This window comes from Pseudomonas sp. FJ2-5-13 (assembly GCF_029201605.1).
GTDB lineage: Bacteria > Pseudomonadota > Gammaproteobacteria > Pseudomonadales > Pseudomonadaceae > Aquipseudomonas > Aquipseudomonas lactis.
In genome coordinates, this window is record NZ_CP104045.1 from 305,647 (window position 1) to 326,258 (window position 20,612).

Sequence of the window (20,612 nt, forward strand, 5' to 3'; positions counted from 1 at the left end):
AATATGCATAGAAGGGCTGTCACCCCGGTTCACAGGGTGATCCGAAGCGACGCGGTTGATAGCCCGGCGCGGACGAGGCTGGGCAGGGCGGTGTGCAGGCGGCGATGCGCAGTGTACGGGCGGGCGCCCAGCGGGAGTTGTTACCCACGCGGTCGAGAATGCAGTAGGTAACCTCCAATCGGCAGTCGTCGCCTGCTTCGATAATCACGTGGGGCGGCACCCACACCTGCACCGCCAGGCCGACGCCCTGAGCCTGGATGCGGGGCAGGTCCAAGCGTACATCGCCCCAGCGCAAGGTGATGGCGTCGCCCGTGCTCATGTTCAGGTAAGGCTCGATGGTCAGCGGAATGCCGCGCCTTACCTGGCTGCTGTTGACGCCATGGCGGCGGATCGTCTCGGGCAGGTTCACGGGCGCCAGGTTCTGGTTTTCATCGCCGCCTTCAGGGTTCAGGCGCGGCGAAGGCTGACCGCCGGGGTAGTTGGTCTTGACCCGCACCAGGGTCACCGCCGAGCGCATCGGGCCATGGCCGATCTGCAAGACCTGGTAATGGACGCGTGCCGGGCCATCCTGCACAAAGCTCTCCGGGACGCACAGGTGGGTATACGTGCCGATCTTGCATGCCGTCACCTTGCGCGAGGCAGCAAAGCAGTTGTTCCAGAACAGTTCAATCAGGTCGCCTTCCTCCATGCTCGGGTAGGGTGAAATGTCGACCTGCAAATGGGCGGAAGCCAGGGCGCTGATGCCGTTTCCAATAGCTTGGGGCAGCCTTGGGGCACGGAGCGTGGCCGGGGTTTGAGTGTGTGTCATAAGTAATCTCCTTGATGCAGCCAGCAGCAATCGTTCCGAAACCTCGACGCACAGGCGCAAGGGGGTCGAAAGACACGATTCAGTCAGTAGCCGGGATAGGATCCAATCCTCAAGGCGCTAGATAAGAGGGTTGGCCGGGGAGCGTCAATGGAGGCAAAGGGCTAAACGGCGGGTTTGGAGAGATTCAGAAGGGTCTGACGGGGAGGGGGATTTTAAGGCGCTTGCGAGGGGGGCTTTTACACGCTCAACCTGCAACCCGTTGTAGGAGCGAGCTTGCTCGCGAAGAACGTGCAGGCAACTCGGTCAATCTGATTCACCGCGTTATCGTTAACGTTCTTCGCGAGCAAGCTCGCTCCTACATTGGGAGGTGTCAGTGGGCGAGGAATTTGCTCAGGAACTGCTTGGTGCGTTCTTCCCTGGGGTTGGCAAACAGCGCCTTGGCTTCGCCCTGTTCGACGATCACGCCCTTGTCGAAAAAGATCACCCGGTTGGCCACGTCCCGCGCAAAGCTCATCTCGTGGGTGACAATGACCATGGTGCGGTTTTCTTCGGCCAGGCTGCGGATGGTTGCCAGAACTTCGCCCACCAGTTCCGGGTCGAGGGCCGAGGTGGGTTCGTCGAACAGGATCACCTCCGGCTCCATGGCCAATGCGCGGGCAATCGCCACACGCTGTTGCTGGCCGCCGGACAACCGCCTTGGGTAGGACGCTTCCTTGCCCGCCAGGCCCACCCTGGCCAACAGCTTGCGCCCCAGTTCGGCCGCCGCTTCCCGTGGCATCTTCTTGACCACAATCGGGCCTTCGATGACGTTTTCCAGCGCGGTGCGGTGGGGGAACAGGTTGAAGTTCTGGAACACAAAGCCCACATGCTGGCGCAGGCGCCGCACCAGGCCCTGTTGCTGGTTGAGCGGCCTGCTGCTGTCGATCTCGATGTCACCCACCTTGATACGGCCGCTGGTGGGCTCTTCGAGGAAGTTCAGGCAGCGCAGGAAGGTGGTCTTGCCCGAACCGCTGGGGCCGATGATGGCGACCACTTCGCCTTCCTTGACCTCAAGGTCGATGCCGTTGAGCACCACCTGACCGTTGAATTGTTTGGTCAGTTTTTCAACCACGATCATGCTTCAAGACTCCAGGTCATGCCGGTTGACCCGGTCTTCCAGACGATTTTGCAGATGCGCCAGGATGCTCGCCAGGATCCAGTAGATCAGGGCTGCGGACAGATACATGGTGAAGATTTCGAAGGTACGTGCCGACACCAGTTGGGCCTGGCGGAACAGCTCGGGCACTTGGATGGTGGCGGCCAGCGCCGTGTCCTTGACCAGCGAAATAAAGCTGTTGCCCAAAGGTGGCAACGCCGTGCGCATCGCCTGGGGCAGGATGGCCCGGCGCAACGTCTGCGCACGGGTCATACCGATACTGGCAGCGGCTTCCCACTGGCCACGCTCGATGGAGGCGATGGCGGCCCGCAGGATTTCACAGGCATAGGCGGCCATATTCAGCGAAAAGCCGATCATGGCGGCCGGGATAGGGTCCAGCTCGATGCCCACTTGCGGCAAGCCGTAGTAGATCAGGAACAACTGCACCAGCAACGGCGTGCCGCGAAAGAACGACACGTAGACCCGAGCCGTCCAGCTCAAGAGCTTGAAGCGCGACAGGCGCATCAAGGCCAGGCCGAAGCCCAGCAGCAGGCCGAAAAACATCCCGCCCAGGCTGAGGATTACCGTGTAGTACGCGCCCTTGAGCAGAAAGGGCGCGGAGTCCAGCGCGAGTTGGAAACCTGCTTCCATTATTGCGTGACGTCAGCGTTGAAGTACTTCTCGGACAGCGTCTTCAAGGTGCCGTCGGCGCGCAGTTTGTCCAGAGCCTTGTTCACCGCGTCGAGCAGCTCGGGCTCGCCTTTGCGCAGGGCGATACCGGATTCCTGACGGGAGAAGGCGTCGCCGGCAGCGGCGGTGTCGGGGGCTTTCTTGGCGTATTCCAGGGCGGCCAGACGGTCGATCAGGATGGCGTCGATACGGCCGATGCGCAGGTCCTGGAATTTGGTTGGGTCGTCGTTGTAGGTCTTGATAATGGCTTTGGGTTGGTTGTCCTTGAGCCATTGTTCGTAGTTGGTGCCCAGGCCTACACCGACTTTCTTGCCGGCCAGGTCGTCGGCTTTCTTAATCGAGTCGACGTTCTTCTTCAGGACCAGGGCCTGGATGCCGGACACGGTGTAAGGCGTGGAGAAATCGTATTTTTTCTTACGCTCTTCGGAGATGGTTACCTGGTTGACCACGGCGTCCAGGCGCTTGGATTCCAGCGCGGCGAGGATGCCGTCCCATGGCGTGGCTTGCAGCTTGACCTTGACGCCCAGCTCCTTGGCCAGTGCCTCGGACAGTTCCACTTCGAAACCGCTGAGCTTGCCGCTTTCATCGACGAAGCTGAACGGCGGGTAGGTGCCTTCCAGGCCGATCTTGATCTCGCCGGCCTTCTTGATGGTGTTCAACTGCTCGCCGGCAACGGCCTGGCCCAGCCAGCCAGCGCCAAGCGCCAGGCCCAATGTGCCAACCAGCAGCGTGCGACGAAATGCAGAAATAGTCATGGAGAGCCCCTGTGTTTTTATGGTGAGCGAAGCAGGTGACGCGGTAGTCGTATCCTGCCCTAAAGTGCGAAGCGCGTCTTCGCCTTCGGCGCGATGATAAGGTGGGTTTTTAAGTCTTGAAAATAATAAAAATACAATTTCATATTCTATTTTTGAATATAGCCCTGTTCAATCAGTTGAATACTGAGTCATAGGCAAACAACGCCGGCGCCCCGCCGGTATGCAGGAAAATGATCGGCCCCTCTTCAAAGCGCTGGCGCCCGATACCATCGAGCAAACCGGCCATGGCCTTGCCGGTATACACCGGGTCCAGCAACAGACCTTCCTGGCTGGCCAAAAGTTTGATCGCCGAGAGCGTGCCAGCGTTTGGCTCGCCATAACGCGGCCCGAAATACTCGTCCCACAGGGTGACTTTGAAGGCGTCGGGAATAGCCACACCGAGCAACTCGGCAGTGCGTTCGGCCAGGCCCTGCACCTTGGGCAATTGCGCTTGCTCGGTGCGCGACACCGTGATGCCGATCACCGGCAACTGCGGCAATGCTTCGCTCAAGGCCAGGGCCAAGCCGCTGTGGGTGCCGGCGCTGCCAGAGGCGAGCACCACGGCGGCGAATTCAATGCCGCTGTCTTCAATCTGCGCGGCCAACTCCAGCCCGGCGCGCACGTAACCCAATGCGCCGAGGGCGTTGGAGCCGCCGATAGGCACCAGGTACGGCTTCTTGCCGTTACTGCGCAGGCGGTCGGCGAGGGCGTTGAGTTGGTCGTCGACGTTGTCGAGGTTTTCCACCAATTCCACTTTGGCGTCGAACAGCTCCAGCAGCAGGCGATTGCCGTTGCCGAGGTAGTTGGGGTCTTCAGTACCGGTGGGATTTTCCAGCAGGGCCACACAGCCCAGGCCGAGTTTGGCGGCCAGCGCGGCGGTCTGGCGCACATGGTTGGACTGGATCGCGCCAGCGGTGACCAAGGTGTCGGCGCCCTGGGCAAGCGCGTCGGCAGCCAGGTATTCAAGTTTGCGCAGCTTGTTGCCGCCCATGGCCAGCGGCGTGGTGTCATCGCGTTTGACGTAGACGTCCCTGCCCAGCCAGGCCGACAGCCGCTCGAGTTTTTCCAGGGCGGTGGCATTGCCCAGTAGGTCCAGGCGGTCAAAACGGTCGAGCTGTTGTTTGATCATGGTTACGCACGGTGGCTGAGTGATGGGGGGACTATAGGCAGGCACTTTTCATCGGGCAACCGTCAATCGCTTATGACGAAAGGTTCTTAGGCTCGCACCATTGGTTCTTAAGAGCTGCCCGGGTGCATACCGTAAAGTGATGGCCATTTCGTCAGGAGTGAATACCGTGAGTGAGCGTTCCAGTCATTGGCAATTGCAGACCATCGTCAGCCAACTGCGCGGCGCCCGCGACCAGTGGCGAACGCGCAATGGGCGCTTGAGTGGCGAGCATGGTGGCCGCGAATTGCCGTCCCGCGAGGCAGTGGCGCAGATTCTTGAGGCCTTGTGCGGCGCGCTGTTTCCGATGCGTCTGGGCCCGGCGGACCTGCGCGAAGAAAGCGAAGACTTCTACGTGGGCCATACCCTCGACGTTGCGCTCAACGCCCTGCTCGCCCAGGCGCGCCTGGAGCTGCGCTATGCCGCACGCCAGAGCGGTGAGGATGACAGTGAGGTCAACGCCCACGCCATTCGCCTGATCCAGGATTTCGCCCTGGCGCTGCCATCTTTGCGCAGCCTGCTGGACACCGATGTACTGGCCGCCTACCACGGCGATCCGGCCGCCCGCAGTGTGGATGAGGTGCTGCTGTGCTACCCGGGCATCCTGGCGGTGATCCATCATCGCCTGGCCCACCACCTGTACCGCGCCGGCCTGCCGCTGCTGGCGCGGATCAGTGCGGAAATCGCCCACTCGGCCACCGGCATTGATATCCACCCCGGCGCGCAGATCGGCCCGAGTTTCTTTATCGACCACGGCACGGGCGTGGTGATTGGCGAGACCGCGATCATCGGCGAGCGGGTGCGCATCTACCAGGCCGTGACGCTGGGGGCCAAACGCTTTCCGGCGGATGAAGATGGGCAATTGCAGAAAGGCCATCCGCGTCACCCTATTGTTGAAGATGATGTGGTGATTTACGCCGGGGCGACGATCCTGGGGCGGATCACCATTGGCCAGGGTTCGACCATTGGCGGCAATGTGTGGCTGACCCGCAGCGTGCCGGCCGGGGCGAACATTACCCAGGCGAACTTGCAGCATGATGATGGGGCGCAGAAGTAGCCGAAGGTCGCACACCCCCTGTGGGAGCGGGCTTGCTCGCGAAGGCTGCGTGTCAGTTCAAGCATGTGTTGGCTGACACACCGCCTTCGCGAGCAAGCCCGCTCCCACATTTTTTATCCCCATTTCAAAGTTATATCGCTGAACGATTTGCCTCCTTCATCCGTCATACCAATCCCTGAGCTAGTGTAGGAAACACCTACCACTCGGCCCCGAGATTAGTCCCAGACCGCCTATTCATGTTTAACTTGAACGTTCGTTCAAGTTAAACCGGTGGTTCGCTGCCCGCTCACAACAGGAGGCTTACCTTTGCTGAGTCCGTTTTTTACAGCCATATCCCGCAACCTTGAGGTGCATCGTTCATGAGTGCATCGTCTACCTCATCCAGCGGCCTGGTGCGCATGAATGCGCCCGTTTTCTACTTTGCCGCCACCGTCATCCTGCTGTTTGGCATCACGGTCATCGCTATCCCGCAACAGGCCGGTGCCTGGCTGCTGGCGGCGCAAAACTGGGCGGCCAACACGGTCGGCTGGTACTACATGCTGGCGATGACCCTGTATCTGGTCTTCGTGGTGGTCACCGCGCTATCGGGCTACGGCAAGATAAAACTCGGTGCCGACCACGACGAGCCCGAATTCAGTTACCTGTCCTGGGCCGGCATGTTGTTCGCCGCCGGGATCAGCATCACGCTGTTTTTCTTTTGTGTCTCGGAGCCGCTGACGCACTTGGTGCAGCCGCCCCAGGGCGAAGCAATGAACGCCGATGCGGCGCGCCAGGCCATGCAGGTGCTGTTCCTGCACTGGGGCCTGCATGGCTGGGGCGTGTTCGCGTTTGTCGGCATGGCTCTGGCGTATTTCGCCTATCGGCATAACCTGCCGCTGGCGTTGCGCTCGGCGCTGTACCCGCTGATCGGCAAGCGCATCAATGGCCCTATCGGTTACGCGGTGGATGGCTTTGGCATCATTGCCACGGTGTTCGGCCTGGGCGCCGACATGGGCTTTGGCGTGCTGCACCTCAATTCTGGCCTGGACTACCTGTTTGGCATTGCCCATACCCAGTGGATCCAGGTGGGCCTGATCACCCTGATGATGGGCGCGGCGATCATCGTGGCCGTGGCCGGCGTCGACAAGGGCGTGCGGGTGATGTCCGACATCAACATGCTGCTGGCCTGTGCGCTGCTGCTGTTCGTGTTGTTCGCCGGGCCTACCCAGCACCTGCTCAACACCTTGATCCAGAACATCGGTGACTATTTGGGGGCGCTGCCCACCAAGAGTTTTGATGTGTACGCCTACAACGAGCCGAGCGACTGGCTGGGCGGCTGGACGGTGTTCTATTGGGCCTGGTGGATTGCATGGTCGCCGTTTGTGGGCCTGTTTATCGCGCGTATTTCCCGTGGCCGCACCATCCGCGAATTCGTGTTTGGCGTGCTGCTGATTCCGCTGGGCTTCACCCTGGCGTGGATGTCGATCTTCGGTAACAGCGCCATCGACCAGGTGCTCAACCATGGCATGGCCGCACTGGGCCAGTCGGCGATCGATGAGCCATCGATGAGCCTCTACCTGCTGCTGGAAACCTACCCGTGGAGCAAGACCGTGATCGCGGTCACGGTGTTCATCAGCTTTGTGTTCTTCGTGACCTCGGCGGACTCCGGCACGGTGGTGCTCTCCACTCTCTCGTCCAAAGGCGGCAATGCTGACGAAGACGGGCCGAAGTGGCTGCGTGTGTTCTGGGGCGCGATGACCGCCTTGGTCACCAGTGCCTTGCTGTTCGCCGGCAGTATCGACTCGCTCAAGTCTGCGGTGGTGCTGACCTCGCTGCCGTTCTCGCTGATCCTGCTATTGATGATGTGGGGGCTGCACAAGGCGTTCTACCTGGAGTCGCAAAAGCAGATCGCGCAGTTGCATTCCCTGGCGCCGATTTCCGCTTCACGCAAAGGCCGAGGCGGCTGGCGCCAGCGTTTGAGCCAGGCGGTGCATTTCCCATCCCGCGATGAGGTCTACCGTTTCCTCGACACCACGGTGCGCCCGGCAATTGAAGAAGTGACCGCAGTGTTTGTCGAGAAGGGCCTTACGGTGGTGACACAGCCCGACCCTTCCAACGACAGTGTCAGCTTGGAGATCGGCCATGGTGAAGAACGTCCGTTCATCTACCAGGTACAGATGCGCGGCTACTTCACGCCGTCGTTCGCCCTGGGCGGCATCGGCAAGAAAGAGATTAACAACCGCCGCTACTATCGGGCCGAAGTGCACTTGAGTGAGGGCAGCCAGGACTATGACCTGGTGGGCTACACCAAGGAGCAGATCATCAATGACATCCTCGACCAGTACGAGCGGCACCTGCAGTTTCTGCACATGGTGCGCTGATAGCGTTCCTCTCAAGTAGGTCTTTGCTGTAAAAGGAAGAGGCAGACTTAAGCGATTCAGCTGCTTATAAGGCCCCGGAATATGGCTATTCCCGGGCCTTATTTGCCCTAGATCAAGAGAGGATTCGATGACGTACATTGCTGCCGAAAACCGCTATGAATCTATTCCTTATCGCCGCGTAGGCCGCAGTGGATTGGTGCTGCCAGCACTGTCCCTGGGGTTGTGGCACAACTTTGGCGACAGTACCCCGATCGACACCCAGCGCGCGTTGCTGCGCACGGCGTTCGACCTGGGCATCAACCACTTCGACCTGGCCAACAACTACGGCCCGCCCTACGGCAGCGCCGAGATCAATTTCGGTCGCTTGCTGCGCGAAGACTTCAAGCACTATCGCGACGAACTGATCATCTCCAGCAAAGCCGGTTGGGACATGTGGCCCGGCCCTTACGGCCAGGGTGGCGGTTCGCGTAAATACGTATTGGCGAGCCTGGACCAGAGCCTGCAACGCCTGGGCGTCGACTATGTGGATATCTTCTATTCCCACCGCTTCGACCCCGACACGCCCCTGGAAGAGACCGCGAGCGCCCTGGCCACCGCCGTGCAACAAGGCAAGGCGTTGTACATCGGTATCTCGTCTTACTCCGGGGTAAAAACCCGCGAAATCGCAGCCTTGCTCAACGAGTGGAAAGTGCCGCTGTTGATCCACCAGCCGGCCTATAACCTGCTCAACCGTTGGGTGGAAAAAGACCTGCTGGACACCACTGAAGCACTCGGCGCCGGGGTGATCGCCTTCACGCCGCTGGCCCAGGGTTTGTTGACCGATAAATACCTCAACGGCGTACCGGCCGATGCGCGGGTGAACCGTCCGGGTGGTGGCTCGTTGCAGGCCCAGCACCTGTCCGAGGCCAACATCGCCCATGTACGCGGCCTGAATGAAATCGCCAAGCGCCGTGGCCAGAGCCTGGCCCAGTTGGCGCTGGCGTGGACATTGCGCGACCCACGGGTGACCAGTGCGCTGATCGGTGCGAGCCGGCCGGAGCAGATTATCGAGAACGTCGGGGCGTTGAAGAACTTGAGCTTCAGTGCGCAAGAGCTGGCGGAGATTGATCGGTTTGCGCAGGAAGGTGGCATCAACTTGTGGGAGAAGCCGTCCACCGCCGAATAACCTGCCGCCCAGCGACCAAAATGTGGGAGCGGGCTTGCTCGCGAAAGCGGAGTGTCAGTCAGTAAATAGGTGACTGAATCACCGCATTCGCGAGCAAGCCCGCTCCCACATTTTTATTTTCATTGATGGATATATCGTGCTTGGCGTTAGAACGGCACATCCCCAAGAATCGTCGCCCGGTGCATCACCCGACGCTGCGGCCGGTAGTCATCCACGGCGTAATGCTGGGTGACGCGGTTATCCCAGAACGCCACGTCATTCTCCTGCCAGCGCCAGCGGATGGTGAATTCCGGGCGGGTGGCGTGGACGAACAGCAGCTTGAGAATCGCCTCGCTTTCGGCCGGTTCCAGTTCATTGATTCGGGTGGTGAAACCGTCGCTGACGAACAGCGATTTACGCCCACTTACCGGATGCGTGCGCACGACTGGGTGCGATAGCGGCGGGTTTTTCTTGCGGGTTGCCTCCCAGCGCACGAGGTCTTCGGCGGTGTTGCCAAAGCGTTCCAGCGGGAACGACTTGGTGAAATCGTGTGTGGCGGTGAGCCCATCGAGCAAGCGCTTCAACGGCTCGGACAGCGCCTCATACGCCGCAATCCCACTGGCCCACAAGGTATCGCCGCCGAAGGCTGGCAGCAGCTTGGCGCTGAGCACCGCGCCCAGGGCAGGCGTGGGCAGGAAGGTCACGTCGGTATGCCAGACCGCGTTATCTCTCACGTCGGTGACGGCGGTGTCGAGTATCAGCACTTCAGGCTGTTCCGGCACGTTGGGGTAGATCGGGTGGATGTGCAGGTCGCCGAAGTTCGCCGCGAACCGTGCCTGTTGTTGGGGCGTGATCGGCTGGTCACGGAAGAACAGCACCGAATAATCGAGCAACGCCTGTTCAATGGCCTCGCGCTGTTCGGGGTTCAGCGGCTGGGTGATATCGACGCCAGTGATCTGGGCGCCCAGGGCGGTGCTTAATGGGGTAACGGTCAGGCTGCTCATTGTGGGTTCTTCACTCAGTGTGCCTGGCCATGCCAGGGCACTAATTTACGCTGCAGGGCGCGCAGGCACATTTCCATGGCGAAGGCGATCAGGGCGATGACCAGGATGCCCAGTACCACCACATCAGTGACCAGAAACTGCGCCGCTGACTGCACCATGAACCCCAGGCCGCTGGTGGCGGCAATCAACTCGGCCGCCACCAGGGTCGACCAGCCCACGCCCAGGCCGATGCGCACACCGGTGAGGATATCGGGCAGGGCGCTGGGCAGGATCACATGGCGAATCAGTTGTGCGCGGGTGGCGCCCAGCGACTGCGCAGCCCGCAGCTTGGCCGGGTCGACGGTGCGCACCCCAGTGGCGGTGGCGATGGCAATCGGGGCGAAGATAGCGAGGTAGATCAGCAGCACCTTGGACAGCTCGCCAATGCCGCACCAGATCACGATCAACGGCAGGTAGGCCAGGGGCGGAATCGGCCGGTAGAACTCGATCAGCGGATCGAGAATGCCACGGGCAATACGGTTGGCACCGATGGCGATCCCCACCGGCACGGCGGACAGTACCGCAAAGCCCAGGCCCAGGCCGATGCGGCTGAGGCTCGCGCCCAGGTGCTGCCACAAGGTGGAATCCATATAACCGGTGGTCGCCAACAGCCAGCCTTTTTGCAGCACGGCCGACGGTGGCGGCAGGAACAGGGGCTCGATCAAACCGGTGGCGGTGACGGCCCACCAGAGGGCGAGCAAGGCCACCAGGGTCAGCAGGCTGATCCAGCGCGTGCTCAGGCGCCGGCGCAGCGGGATCACGGCATGTGTCGCAGGCTCGGTGGCCGTGGCGGGAAGTTCGTAGCTGCTCATGCGTACACCTGCCGTTGGGAGAACACTTTGCCCAGCACGTGTTCGCGGGTTTCGATAAAGCGTGGGTCGGACTTGATGGCGCGGGCCGATTCTCCGGCGGCATACCGATGACCGAAGTCCAGCTGCAACCGCTCAACGATCTGGCCGGGGTTGGGCGCGAGCAAGATCAGGTCGGTGGCGAGAAATACCGCCTCTTCAATGTCGTGGGTAATCAGGAACACCGGCTTGGCCGTGCGCCGCCACACTTGCAGCAGCAACTCCTGCATCTGTTCACGGGTGAAGGCATCCAGGGCGCCGAAGGGTTCGTCCATCAGCAATACGCGCGGGTCGGCCGCCAACGCACGCGCCAGGCCGACGCGTTGCTTCTGGCCACCGGAGAGTTGCCAGATGCGGCGGCTGTCGAAACCGGCCAGGTTCACCAGTGCGAGCATTTCACGGGCGCGCACGTCGCGCTGTGCCTTGGGTACGCCGGCCAGTTCCAGTCCGAAAGCCACATTGGCCAACACGTCCTGCCAGGGCAGCAGGGCGTCGTCCTGGAACACCACGCCGCGTTCGGCGCTGGGGCCTTTGACCGGCACGCCATCGAGGGTGATACGCCCGGCAGACGGTTCGACGAAGCCGGCAATCAGGTTCAACAACGACGTCTTGCCACTGCCGGACGGGCCCAGGGCAACCAGCAATTGCTGGGGCCCTAGTTCCAGTGAAATATCGGACAGTACCGGTTCCGGGGCGCCTGGGTACTGTGCGCTGATGCGCTCCAGCTGTAGCAAGGCCATCGCAGTGAACTCCTGGGGTCAGTTGGTAATGAACTTGGCGCTGACGTAAGGGGCGTAGTCCGGCAGCACGGCATCGACCTTGCCCTGCTCCTTGAGGAACGCAGCGGTATCGGTGACGGCCTTGGTGGTCGGTGCGCCCAGCAGGGTGACCTGGTCGGCAGCGAGCGGGTAGACGTTGCCTTGCAGCAGCAACGGGATATCGCTGGCCTTGGCACCGGAGAGTTTCACCAGCTTGTCGACGTTGCCGGCATCGGCGAGCCAGGCTTGTGGGTCTTTTCGGTAGGCGGCGTAGGCATCCAGAGTGACCTTGGCGAAAGCGGTAACGATCTCCGGGTGCTTCTCGGCAAAATCCTTGCGCACGATCCAGGCATCGAACGTCGGCGCGCCGAACTTGGCCAGCTCCCCGGAGGTGATCAGCACCTTGCCCGTTTCCTTGGCCACGCCCAGAGCCGGGTCCCACACATAGGTGGCGTCGATATCACCGCGCTTCCAGGCGGCGATGATGGCCGGCGGGGCGAGGTTGAGGATGGTGACTTTGGCCGGGTCGATGTTCCAGTGTTTCAGCGCGGCGAGCAGGCTGTAGTGGCCGGTGGAAACGAAGGGCACGGCGATCTTTTTGCCGATCAGGTCTTGCGGGCTGTTGATGCCCGAACCGTTACGCGCCACCAGGGCTTCGGCGCCGCCGATCTGGGTAGCGACGAGGAAGGTTTGCACCGGGACTTTGCGGGTGATTGCGGCGGTCAGCGGGCTGGAACCGAGGTAGCCGATCTGTACGTCGCCGGAAGCGATGGCGGCGATGATGTCGGCGCCATTGTCGAATTTGCGCCAGTCGATCTTGGCGTTGGTGGCCTTTTCATAGGCGCCGTCGGCTTGGGCGACTTTGGCCGGGTCCACGGTGGTCTGGTACGCAATGGTCACATCCGCCGCCTGGGCAAACAGGCTGGCACCGGCCAGGGACAATGCGGCCAACAGGCGCAGAGGGGTCAGCAGTTTCAAGGGGAAGCTCCTCAATCAGGCGGCCGAAGGTCGGCGTGAGAGGAGACTAAATGATCTAAGAATTAGAAAATAAATAACTTTTTCGAATTAGCTTATGAGGGTAAATGGCGAAGCCTGTTTTCAGGCTGGCAGAATAATGTGGGAGCTGGCTTGCCTGCGATAGCGGTGTATCAGTCAACAGGTGGGTTGCTGACCCACCGCTATCGCAGGCAAGCCAGCTCCCACACAAGCCAGCTCCCCAGGGGAGCGAGCCTTAGGTTAGTTGCTAATGGCGAGGATACTTGCCTGGTACGAGCCGACAAACACGTCGAAATCGCCCACTTCGTTCTGCTCCAGCTCCGCCTGTTGCGCCAGCGACGCACGGGCCAGCTCTTCAAAGCGCGCTTGTTCGTCAGCCGCCAAAGGCTCCTTGCGAAAGTACTCGGCATGCACTTCGCTTTGATGCAGGGAGAACTGCGCAAAGCTTTCCTTGCGCTCAGCCATGGCTGCCAACACCTGGGCCGAGGGGGTCAGGGACGGGTCCTTGACCTTGGCCAACTGGGCGTCCAGTGCCTCGCTGTGTTCGGTGATGCCATGGCTCTGATCGAGCAGGGCGGCCAGCGGGGCAATCTTCTCCAGCAACTCGGCCGCCCACTCTTTCATGTCCACCGGCTGGCCGTCACGCTGCAGTTGCAGGCCCGGACGGCGGCCTTCCTTGACCACGCTGAGGAAGTTGGAGGTGGCGTTACCGCACTCGTTGTTGGCGAACAGCGGGCTGTCGTTCAGTGCGCAGTACAGCAGGAACGCGTCGAGGAAACGTGATTCCGGCAGGTCGATACCCATCGGCAGGAACGGGTTGATGTCCAGGCAGCGTACTTCGATGTACTGAATACCACGGGCCATCAGCGCCTGGATCGGCCGCTCGCCGGTGTAGGTCACACGCTTGGGGCGGATGTTGGAGTAGTACTCGTTTTCGATCTGCAGGATGTTGGTGTTCAGTTGCACCCACTCGCCATCCTTGTGCGTGCCGACTTCAACGTACGGCGCGTAGGGTGTTGCCACCGCTTCGCGCAGGCTGTCGGTGTAGCTGGCCAAATCGTTGTAGCACGGCGTCAGGCCGGCCTGGGCATTGCTCTGGTAACCCAGGTCGCTCATGCGCAGGCTGGTGGCGTAGGGCAGGTACAGGGTGTCGGCGTCGAGGACTTCAAGCTGGTGCGAGCGCCCGCGTAAGAAGCCGGCGTCCAGGGCGGGCGAGGCACCGAACAGGTACATCAACAGCCAACTGTAGCGTCGGAAATTACGGATCAGCGCGATGTAGGCCGTGGACTGATAGTCACGGTCGGTGCCGACAAATCCTTCTGTTTCCTTGAGCAACGGCCACAGCTGTTCCGGCAGGGAAAAGTTGTAGTGGATGCCCGCAATGCACTGCATGGTCTTGCCGTAACGCAGGGCCAGGCCCTTGCGGTACACGTACTTGAGCTGGCCGATATTGGAGGTGCCGTAGTAGGCAATCGGAATATCTTCCTCGGCCGGCAACGGGCACGGCATCGAGGGGCTCCACAGGTATTCGCTGCCCAGCTTGGAGTAGGCAAAGCGATGGATCTTGTCCAGGCTGCTCAGAGTATCGGCCGGGTTCGGCAGGGCTGGGGTGATAAACTCCAGCAGCGATTCCGAGTAGTCGGTGGTGATCTGTTCATTGGTCAGCGCGGCGCCCAAGGCTTCGGGGTGCGGCGTTTGCGCCAGGCGACCTTCGTTGGTGACACGCAGGCATTCGCGCTCGATGCCGTGCAAGCATTGCTCTAGCAGGGAGAGGTGTTCGCGCTTGCCGAGCAGGGCCAGGCGGCGGTTGAGAAGTTCGCTCAAGTTGGATTCCTTCACGCGTCAGTCGCCCCAATATGGGGGTGGGCAGGACGGTCTACAAGGGTGAAGTTGAAACTGGCGTGATCGCCTGGTTTTGAGTCGATTTGACCCGCTCTGAATTTGCCGACTTCACTCCATGAATTGGGCTACAGCGCAGCGAGAAAATTCCGACGCTGTTATCGCAGCGCCGAAATTAACTCAAATCGGGGGTGGGGAGCTATAGGACAGCGAACGTGCCCTGCGCTTTTGCGACAAGTCTTTCGCCTTGGTACACCTCGGCCTCGACCACCAGGGTGCGGCGACCGGTGTGGATCACCCGGCTGGTGCACAGCACCTCACCGTCTTCCACAGCGCGGATATAGTTGATCTTGCATTCGATGGTGGCGCTCTGCTGGTCAAAACCATGGGCGCTGGAGCATGCCAGGCCCATGGTGATGTCCACCAGGCTGAAAATCGCCCCGCCATGGAGCTTGCCCGCGCGGTTGCGCAGGTGCGGCTCCAGGGTCAGGGCCACCTCGGCAACGCCCTCTTCCAGGCGTTGCAGGCGGCAGCCGATCAGTTCGCTGAAGGCGCTCTGGGTCAAACCGGCCGGGATCTGCATCAGCGCTTCTTCAGCTGTTTGGCGTTGGCAAACAGCGACGCCATGGCGTTGTTGCTCGGCGCGGCAGTCGCGGTTTCCTTGCGCGGCGCGTTGTTCTGCGACTGGCGCGGCGCCGAACCTGGGCGAGCGCCACGGGCACCGTCGATTTTCTCGCCGGGGGTGTCGCTCATGCGCATCGACAGGCCCACGCGTTTACGCGGGATATCGACTTCCATGACCTTGACCTTGACCACGTCACCAGCTTTCACCGCTTCACGTGGGTCCTTGATGAACTTCTCCGAAAGCGCGGAGATATGCACCAAACCGTCCTGATGCACACCGATGTCCACGAATGCGCCGAAGTTGGTCACGTTGGTTACAACGCCTTCGAGGATCATGCCGGGTTGCAGGTCCTTGAGGTCTTCGACGCCGTCCTGGAACTCGGCGGTCTTGAACTCGGGGCGCGGGTCGCGACCTGGTTTCTCCAGCTCTTGCAGGATATCGGTGATGGTCGGCACACCGAAGGTTTCGTCGGTGTACTTCTTCGGGTCCAGGCGCTTGAGGAACGCGGCATCGCCGATCAACGAACGGATATCGCGGTCGGTCTCGGCGGCAATGCGTTGCACCAGCGGGTAGGCTTCCGGGTGAACCGCAGAGGCGTCCAGCGGGTTGTCGCCGTTCATTACGCGCAGGAAACCAGCAGCCTGTTCAAAAGTTTTTTCACCCAGGCGTGCGACCTTTTTCAGCGCGGCGCGGGTTTTGAACGCGCCGTTTTCGTCGCGGTGACTGACGATGTTCTGTGCCAGGGTGGCGTTGAGGCCGGAGATCCGCGCCAGCAGGGCCACGGATGCGGTGTTCACATCCACGCCCACGGCGTTTACGCAGTCTTCCACCACCGCATCCAGGCCGCGTGCCAGTTTCAGCTGCGACACGTCGTGCTGGTACTGGCCGACGCCGATGGATTTAGGGTCGATCTTCACCAGTTCGGCCAGCGGGTCTTGCAGGCGACGGGCGATGGACACCGCGCCACGGATCGACACGTCGAGGTCTGGGAATTCCTTGGAGGCCAACTCCGACGCCGAGTACACCGAAGCGCCTGCTTCGGAGACCATGACCTTGGTCATCTTCATGGCTGGGTATTTTTTGATCAGCTCGGCGGCCAGCTTGTCGGTTTCGCGGCTGGCGGTGCCGTTGCCGATGGCGATCAGGTCCACCGCGTGCTTGGCGCACAGGGCGGCCAGGATAGCCAGGGTCTGGTCCCACTTGTTGTGCGGAACGTGCGGGTACACGGTGGCGTGGTCCAGCAGCTTGCCGGTGGCGTCGACCACCGCGACCTTGCAACCGGTGCGCAGGCCCGGGTCGAGGCCCAGGGTGGCACGTGGGCCGGCCGGTGCGGCCAACAGCAGGTCGTGCAAGTTGTGGGCGAACACATTGATCGCCTCGGTTTCGGCGCCGTCGCGCAACTCGCCGAGCAGGTCGGTTTCCAGGTGGGTATAGAGCTTGACCTTCCAGGTCCAGCGCACCACTTCGCCAAGCCACTTGTCAGCCGGGCGGTTCTGGTTCTGGATGCCGAATTGTTGACCGATCATGCCTTCGCACGGGTGCATGGTGCCCGGCAGCTCGTCACCGACTTTCAATGCGGAGCTGAGAATGCCTTCGTTGCGGCCGCGGAAAATCGCCAGGGCGCGGTGGGACGGCATGCTTTTGAGCGGCTCGTCGTGTTCGAAATAGTCGCGGAACTTGGCGCCTTCTTCCTCTTTACCGGCGATGACGCGGGCGCTGAGGATGGCTTCTTGCTTGAGGTAGGTGCGCAGTTTTTCCAGGAGGCTGGCGTTTTCGGCGAAGCGCTCCATCAGGATGTACTTGGCCCCTTCGAGGGCAGCCTTGACGTCGGCGACGCCTTTTTCAGCATCGATAAAGCGTGCGGCTTCGGTTTCTGGCGTCAGCGACGGGTCGTTGAACAGGCCATCGGCCAAGTCACCCAGGCCGGCTTCCAGGGCGATCTGGCCCTTTGTGCGACGTTTCTGTTTGTACGGCAGGTAAAGGTCTTCGAGGCGGGTCTTGGTGTCGGCGAGCTTGATGTCGCGTTCCAGTTGCGGGGTCAACTTGCCCTGTTCCTCGATGCTGGCGAGGATGCTGATACGCCGTTCGTCGAGTTCTCGCAGGTAGCGCAGGCGCTCTTCCAGGTGACGCAGTTGGGTGTCGTCGAGGCTGCCGGTCACTTCTTTTCGGTAACGGGCGATGAAAGGCACCGTGGAGCCTTCATCCAGTAGAGCGACGGCCGCTTCGACCTGTTGTGGGCGTACGCCGAGTTCCTCGGCGATGCGGCTGTTGATGCTGTCCATAAAACCACCTGAAATTCTTAAAATCAGCGCGCCGGCCCGTTAAACAAGGCACGGCGAGGCTGGTTGAGCGGCCCGACTGGCGCCGCTGCCTGGGTCAAGAGGCTGGCTATTGACCCTCGAAATCGAAAAATTCACGACAAGCGGGTAAAAAAAGCCCGGCAGTAAACGGTAACGATCTGACGTTGCCCTGCACGCAGGCGCCGCATTATAACCAGCGTTCTGCCCTTGGGGGCTACTGCGCCGCAGGTTGTAGGGCGTGGGTTCGCTGGCAGTAGATGAAAAATCTGCTAACAATGCACACGGTGCGTATAACGGCAGCTACGCCATAATGCGCGCCGAGATAAGAGGAGCATCCAATGAGCAGCACCGCACAAACTGCTGAAGGCGAAAAAATTCTCATCGTTGATGACGATCCGGGGCTGAGCAGCCTGCTGGAGCGTTTTTTCAACTCCAAGGGCTATCGTGCCCGCGCGGTGCCGAACACCGAGCAGATGGATCGCCTGTTAGGGCGTGAAGTCTTCAACCTGGTCGTACTCGACCTGATGCTGCCCGGCGAAGACGGCCTTACCGCGTGCAAGCGCCTGCGCGGTGCGAACAACCAGATCCCGATCATCATGCTCACCGCCAAGGGCGATGAGCTGAGCCGTATCAAAGGCCTGGAACTGGGTGCTGATGACTACCTGGCCAAACCGTTCAACCCCGATGAGCTGATGGCGCGGGTCAAGGCCGTGTTGCGTCGCCAGGCACCGGCGGTACCGGGCGCACCGGGCAGCGAAGACGAAAGCGTCACCTTTGGCGACTACGAACTGTCGCTGGCCACCCGTGAGCTCAAGCGCGGTGAAGAAGTGCACATGCTCACCACAGGTGAATTCGCAGTGCTCAAGGCCTTGGTGATGAACGCTCGCCAGCCGCTGACCCGTGACAAGCTGATGAACCTGGCCCGTGGCCGGGAATGGGACGCCCTGGAGCGCTCCATTGACGTACAGATTTCCCGACTGCGCCGGATGATCGAGCCGGACCCGTCCAAGCCGCGCTATATCCAGACCGTGTGGGGTGTGGGTTATGTGTTTGTGCCGGATGGCACCGCAACCAAGTGACCGATGATTTGCAGGGGCGGGTATCCTGGCGTTTGACCCCATGAGGGTCGACGGGATGCCCGGCGTCTGCAATTCTGCGAGCACCGCTCGTTCCTGCAAGGTGTGCAGCTTTCATCTATGAAAACCCCGCTGTGGTTCCCACAAAGTTTCTTCTCCCGCACCCTCTGGCTGGTGCTTATTGTCGTTCTGTTTTCCAAGGCACTCACGCTGGTTTATCTGCTGATGAACGAAGACGTGCTGGTAGACCGGCAGTACAGCCATGGCGTCGCCCTGACGTTGCGTGGTTATTGGGCGGTAGACCCTGAGAACCGCGAAAAGGTAGCCAAGGCATCGACCCTGACTCGGGTTGACGGCGCCGGTGTGCCTGAAGGCGAGCAACATTGGCCCTACAGCGAGATTTACCAGCGCCAGATGCAGGCCGAATTGGGCGCCGACACCGAGGTGCGCCTGCGTATGCATGTTTCGCCTGCGCTGTGGGTGCGAGCGCCCAGCCTGGGGGATGCGTGGATCAAGGTTCCGCTTTATCCGCACCCGCTGCGCGGGCAAAAAATCTGGAACGTGTTGGGTTGGTTCCTGGCCATTGGCTTGCTCTCAACGGCGTCTGCGTGGATTTTCGTCCGCCAGCTCAACCAACCCCTCAAACGCCTGGTGTTTGCCGCTCGCCAACTGGGCCAGGGGCGCAGTGTGCGCCTGCCGGTCAGCGACACGCCCAGTGAGATGACCGAGGTGTACGGCGCCTTCAACCAGATGGCGGAAGACGTCGAACAAGCTGGGCGCGAGCGCGAGTTGATGCTGGCGGGGGTGTCCCATGACTTGCGCACGCCGCTGACGCGATTGCGTTTGTCCCTGGAACTGATGGGTGACCATACCGACCTCACCGATGACATGGTGCGCGACATCGAAGACATGGACGCCATCCTGGACCAGTTCCTGGCGTTCATCCGTGACGGGCGCGATGAGGTGGTCGAGGAGGTCGACCTCACCGACCTCGTGCGTGAAGTGGTTGCGCCCTATAACCAGAACGGTGAGCAGGTGCGCACGCGCCTGGAGCCGATCCAGCCGTTCGCCTTACGCCGGGTGTCGATGAAGCGCCTGCTGAACAACTTGATTGGCAACGCCTTGCACCATGCCGGTTCCGATGTGGAAGTGGCCGCGTACGTCTCCGGCGACAGTGCCGCCCCTTACGTGGTGCTGAGTGTGATGGACCGTGGCACAGGAATCGATCCGGCGGAATTGGAAGGTATCTTCAACCCCTTCACCCGTGGCGACCGAGCCCGAGGTGGCAAGGGCACCGGGTTGGGGTTGGCGATTGTGCGGCGCATTGCGTCGATGCATGGCGGCAATGTTGAGTTGCGCAACCGGGAAGGCGGTGGGTTGGAAGCACGAGTGCGGCTGCCGCTGGGGTTGATGTTGCCTAGGGACGCTGTCTAACAAGCAATATGAATGCAAATGTGGGAGCTGGCTTGCCGGCGAAGAGGGTGGCACATTCAACATCGTTGTTGACTGAGCTACCGCTATCGCAGCATAGGTATCTACACAATTTTGTACGTTGTAGCAGCCGACGGTAACTACGATGCGAAGCGAGTCGCTCTTGATCTTGATCTGCTTTTGATCTTAGGCGCCCCGTTAAACCACGCTGGCCGGAATTCGACAGGGATTTGGGGGGTAAACCGGCAGGGATGCCGGTTTAGCCGCCCCGCGCCATGGATGGCGCGTGGCGGCGGCCCCCCAAATCACTGGCGGATTACGGGCACACCGAGCCTAGGCGAGGTGCCGAGTGGTGGGGCAAGAGCGTTTTGCTTACTTTTGCGCTTTTCAAAAGTGAGCCGCTGTCAGAGCGGAACCCTAAGTGGCCGTTACCGCAGGAATGGATATGTACTCGGTATAACTGTGTTGATTGTCAGGCCGCCTTCGCGAGCAAGCCCGCTCCCACATTGGGACCGAGGGGCGCCAGGTAGATAGCCGCCGGCT

17 protein-coding genes are annotated in these 20,612 nt (G+C 61.2%); 5 read left to right on the plus strand and 12 right to left on the minus strand.

Going from position 1 to position 20,612, the window contains the following annotated elements; translation table 11 throughout:
* Positions 1-19 precede the first annotated feature (19 nt).
* From N2A98_RS01305 to N2A98_RS01325, 5 genes are all read right to left on the minus strand, one after another.
* The gene (locus tag N2A98_RS01305) at positions 20-808 is read right to left on the minus strand and encodes a hypothetical protein (protein WP_275622922.1); all 789 of its coding nucleotides are present in this window, start codon (positions 806-808) and stop codon (positions 20-22) included.
* A gap of 370 nt (positions 809-1,178) precedes the next feature.
* Positions 1,179-1,925, minus strand: coding sequence for an L-cystine ABC transporter ATP-binding protein TcyN (tcyN, locus tag N2A98_RS01310; RefSeq protein ID WP_014716461.1), 747 nt, complete (start codon positions 1,923-1,925; stop codon positions 1,179-1,181).
* Between the two features lie 3 nt (positions 1,926-1,928).
* On the minus strand, positions 1,929-2,594 hold the full coding sequence (tcyL, locus tag N2A98_RS01315) for a cystine ABC transporter permease (protein ID WP_003187646.1): 666 nt from the start codon (positions 2,592-2,594) through the stop codon (positions 1,929-1,931).
* Positions 2,594-3,388, minus strand: coding sequence for a cystine ABC transporter substrate-binding protein (gene tcyJ, locus N2A98_RS01320; RefSeq protein ID WP_044270458.1), 795 nt, complete (start codon positions 3,386-3,388; stop codon positions 2,594-2,596). The genes tcyL and tcyJ overlap by 1 nt, the downstream gene beginning before the upstream one ends.
* 172 nt (positions 3,389-3,560) lie before the next feature.
* Positions 3,561-4,556 (minus strand): D-cysteine desulfhydrase, encoded by a 996-nt coding sequence (locus N2A98_RS01325; RefSeq protein WP_044270460.1) that lies wholly within the window; start codon positions 4,554-4,556, stop codon positions 3,561-3,563.
* A 166-nt stretch (positions 4,557-4,722) separates the two neighbouring features.
* Between N2A98_RS01325 and epsC the strand changes: the two genes are divergently transcribed.
* The 3 genes from epsC to mgrA all read left to right on the plus strand — a co-directional run bounded on the left by epsC (position 4,723) and on the right by mgrA (position 9,174).
* A complete protein-coding gene (gene epsC / locus N2A98_RS01330) occupies positions 4,723-5,649 on the plus strand; it encodes a serine O-acetyltransferase EpsC (protein WP_014716464.1) in 927 nt (308 codons plus the stop codon).
* A gap of 398 nt (positions 5,650-6,047) precedes the next feature.
* Positions 6,048-8,009: a choline transporter BetT gene (betT, locus tag N2A98_RS01335; RefSeq protein WP_171905481.1), complete on the plus strand. Its 1,962-nt coding sequence runs from the start codon at positions 6,048-6,050 to the stop codon at positions 8,007-8,009.
* 127 nt (positions 8,010-8,136) lie between these two features.
* Complete coding sequence (gene mgrA, locus N2A98_RS01340; protein WP_044270464.1) at positions 8,137-9,174, plus strand: L-glyceraldehyde 3-phosphate reductase; 1,038 nt, start codon at positions 8,137-8,139, stop codon at positions 9,172-9,174.
* A gap of 146 nt (positions 9,175-9,320) precedes the next feature.
* Here mgrA and tauD read toward each other — a convergent pair whose 3' ends face one another.
* From tauD to N2A98_RS01375, 7 genes are all read right to left on the minus strand, one after another.
* Complete coding sequence (gene tauD, locus N2A98_RS01345) at positions 9,321-10,157, minus strand: taurine dioxygenase (protein WP_275622923.1); 837 nt, start codon at positions 10,155-10,157, stop codon at positions 9,321-9,323.
* Positions 10,158-10,171: 14 nt separating this feature from the next.
* On the minus strand, positions 10,172-11,008 hold the full coding sequence (tauC, locus tag N2A98_RS01350; RefSeq protein WP_275622924.1) for a taurine ABC transporter permease TauC: 837 nt from the start codon (positions 11,006-11,008) through the stop codon (positions 10,172-10,174).
* Positions 11,005-11,784, minus strand: coding sequence for a taurine ABC transporter ATP-binding subunit (tauB, locus tag N2A98_RS01355; RefSeq protein WP_275622925.1), 780 nt, complete (start codon positions 11,782-11,784; stop codon positions 11,005-11,007). Before tauB ends, tauC begins: the two co-directional genes overlap by 4 nt.
* Before the next feature lie 18 nt (positions 11,785-11,802).
* Entirely contained in the window at positions 11,803-12,780 is a 978-nt protein-coding gene (gene tauA / locus N2A98_RS01360) for a taurine ABC transporter substrate-binding protein (protein ID WP_275622926.1), read from the minus strand.
* A 258-nt stretch (positions 12,781-13,038) separates the two neighbouring features.
* A complete protein-coding gene (gene gshA / locus N2A98_RS01365) occupies positions 13,039-14,622 on the minus strand; it encodes a glutamate--cysteine ligase (RefSeq protein ID WP_047712341.1) in 1,584 nt (527 codons plus the stop codon).
* A 214-nt stretch (positions 14,623-14,836) separates the two neighbouring features.
* The gene (locus tag N2A98_RS01370; RefSeq protein ID WP_044270474.1) at positions 14,837-15,220 is read right to left on the minus strand and encodes a PaaI family thioesterase; all 384 of its coding nucleotides are present in this window, start codon (positions 15,218-15,220) and stop codon (positions 14,837-14,839) included.
* Complete coding sequence (locus N2A98_RS01375) at positions 15,220-17,544, minus strand: Tex family protein (protein ID WP_014716472.1); 2,325 nt, start codon at positions 17,542-17,544, stop codon at positions 15,220-15,222. Before N2A98_RS01375 ends, N2A98_RS01370 begins: the two co-directional genes overlap by 1 nt.
* Positions 17,545-17,900: 356 nt before the next feature.
* On the opposite strand from N2A98_RS01375, the gene ompR reads away from it, so the two are divergent.
* Both ompR and N2A98_RS01385 read left to right on the plus strand, forming a co-directional pair.
* Positions 17,901-18,641: a two-component system response regulator OmpR gene (gene ompR, locus N2A98_RS01380; RefSeq protein ID WP_003187669.1), complete on the plus strand. Its 741-nt coding sequence runs from the start codon at positions 17,901-17,903 to the stop codon at positions 18,639-18,641.
* A gap of 117 nt (positions 18,642-18,758) precedes the next feature.
* Positions 18,759-20,072, plus strand: a complete 1,314-nt coding sequence (locus N2A98_RS01385; RefSeq protein WP_003187671.1) for an ATP-binding protein — start codon at positions 18,759-18,761, stop codon at positions 20,070-20,072.
* Positions 20,073-20,612: the final 540 nt, after the last annotated feature.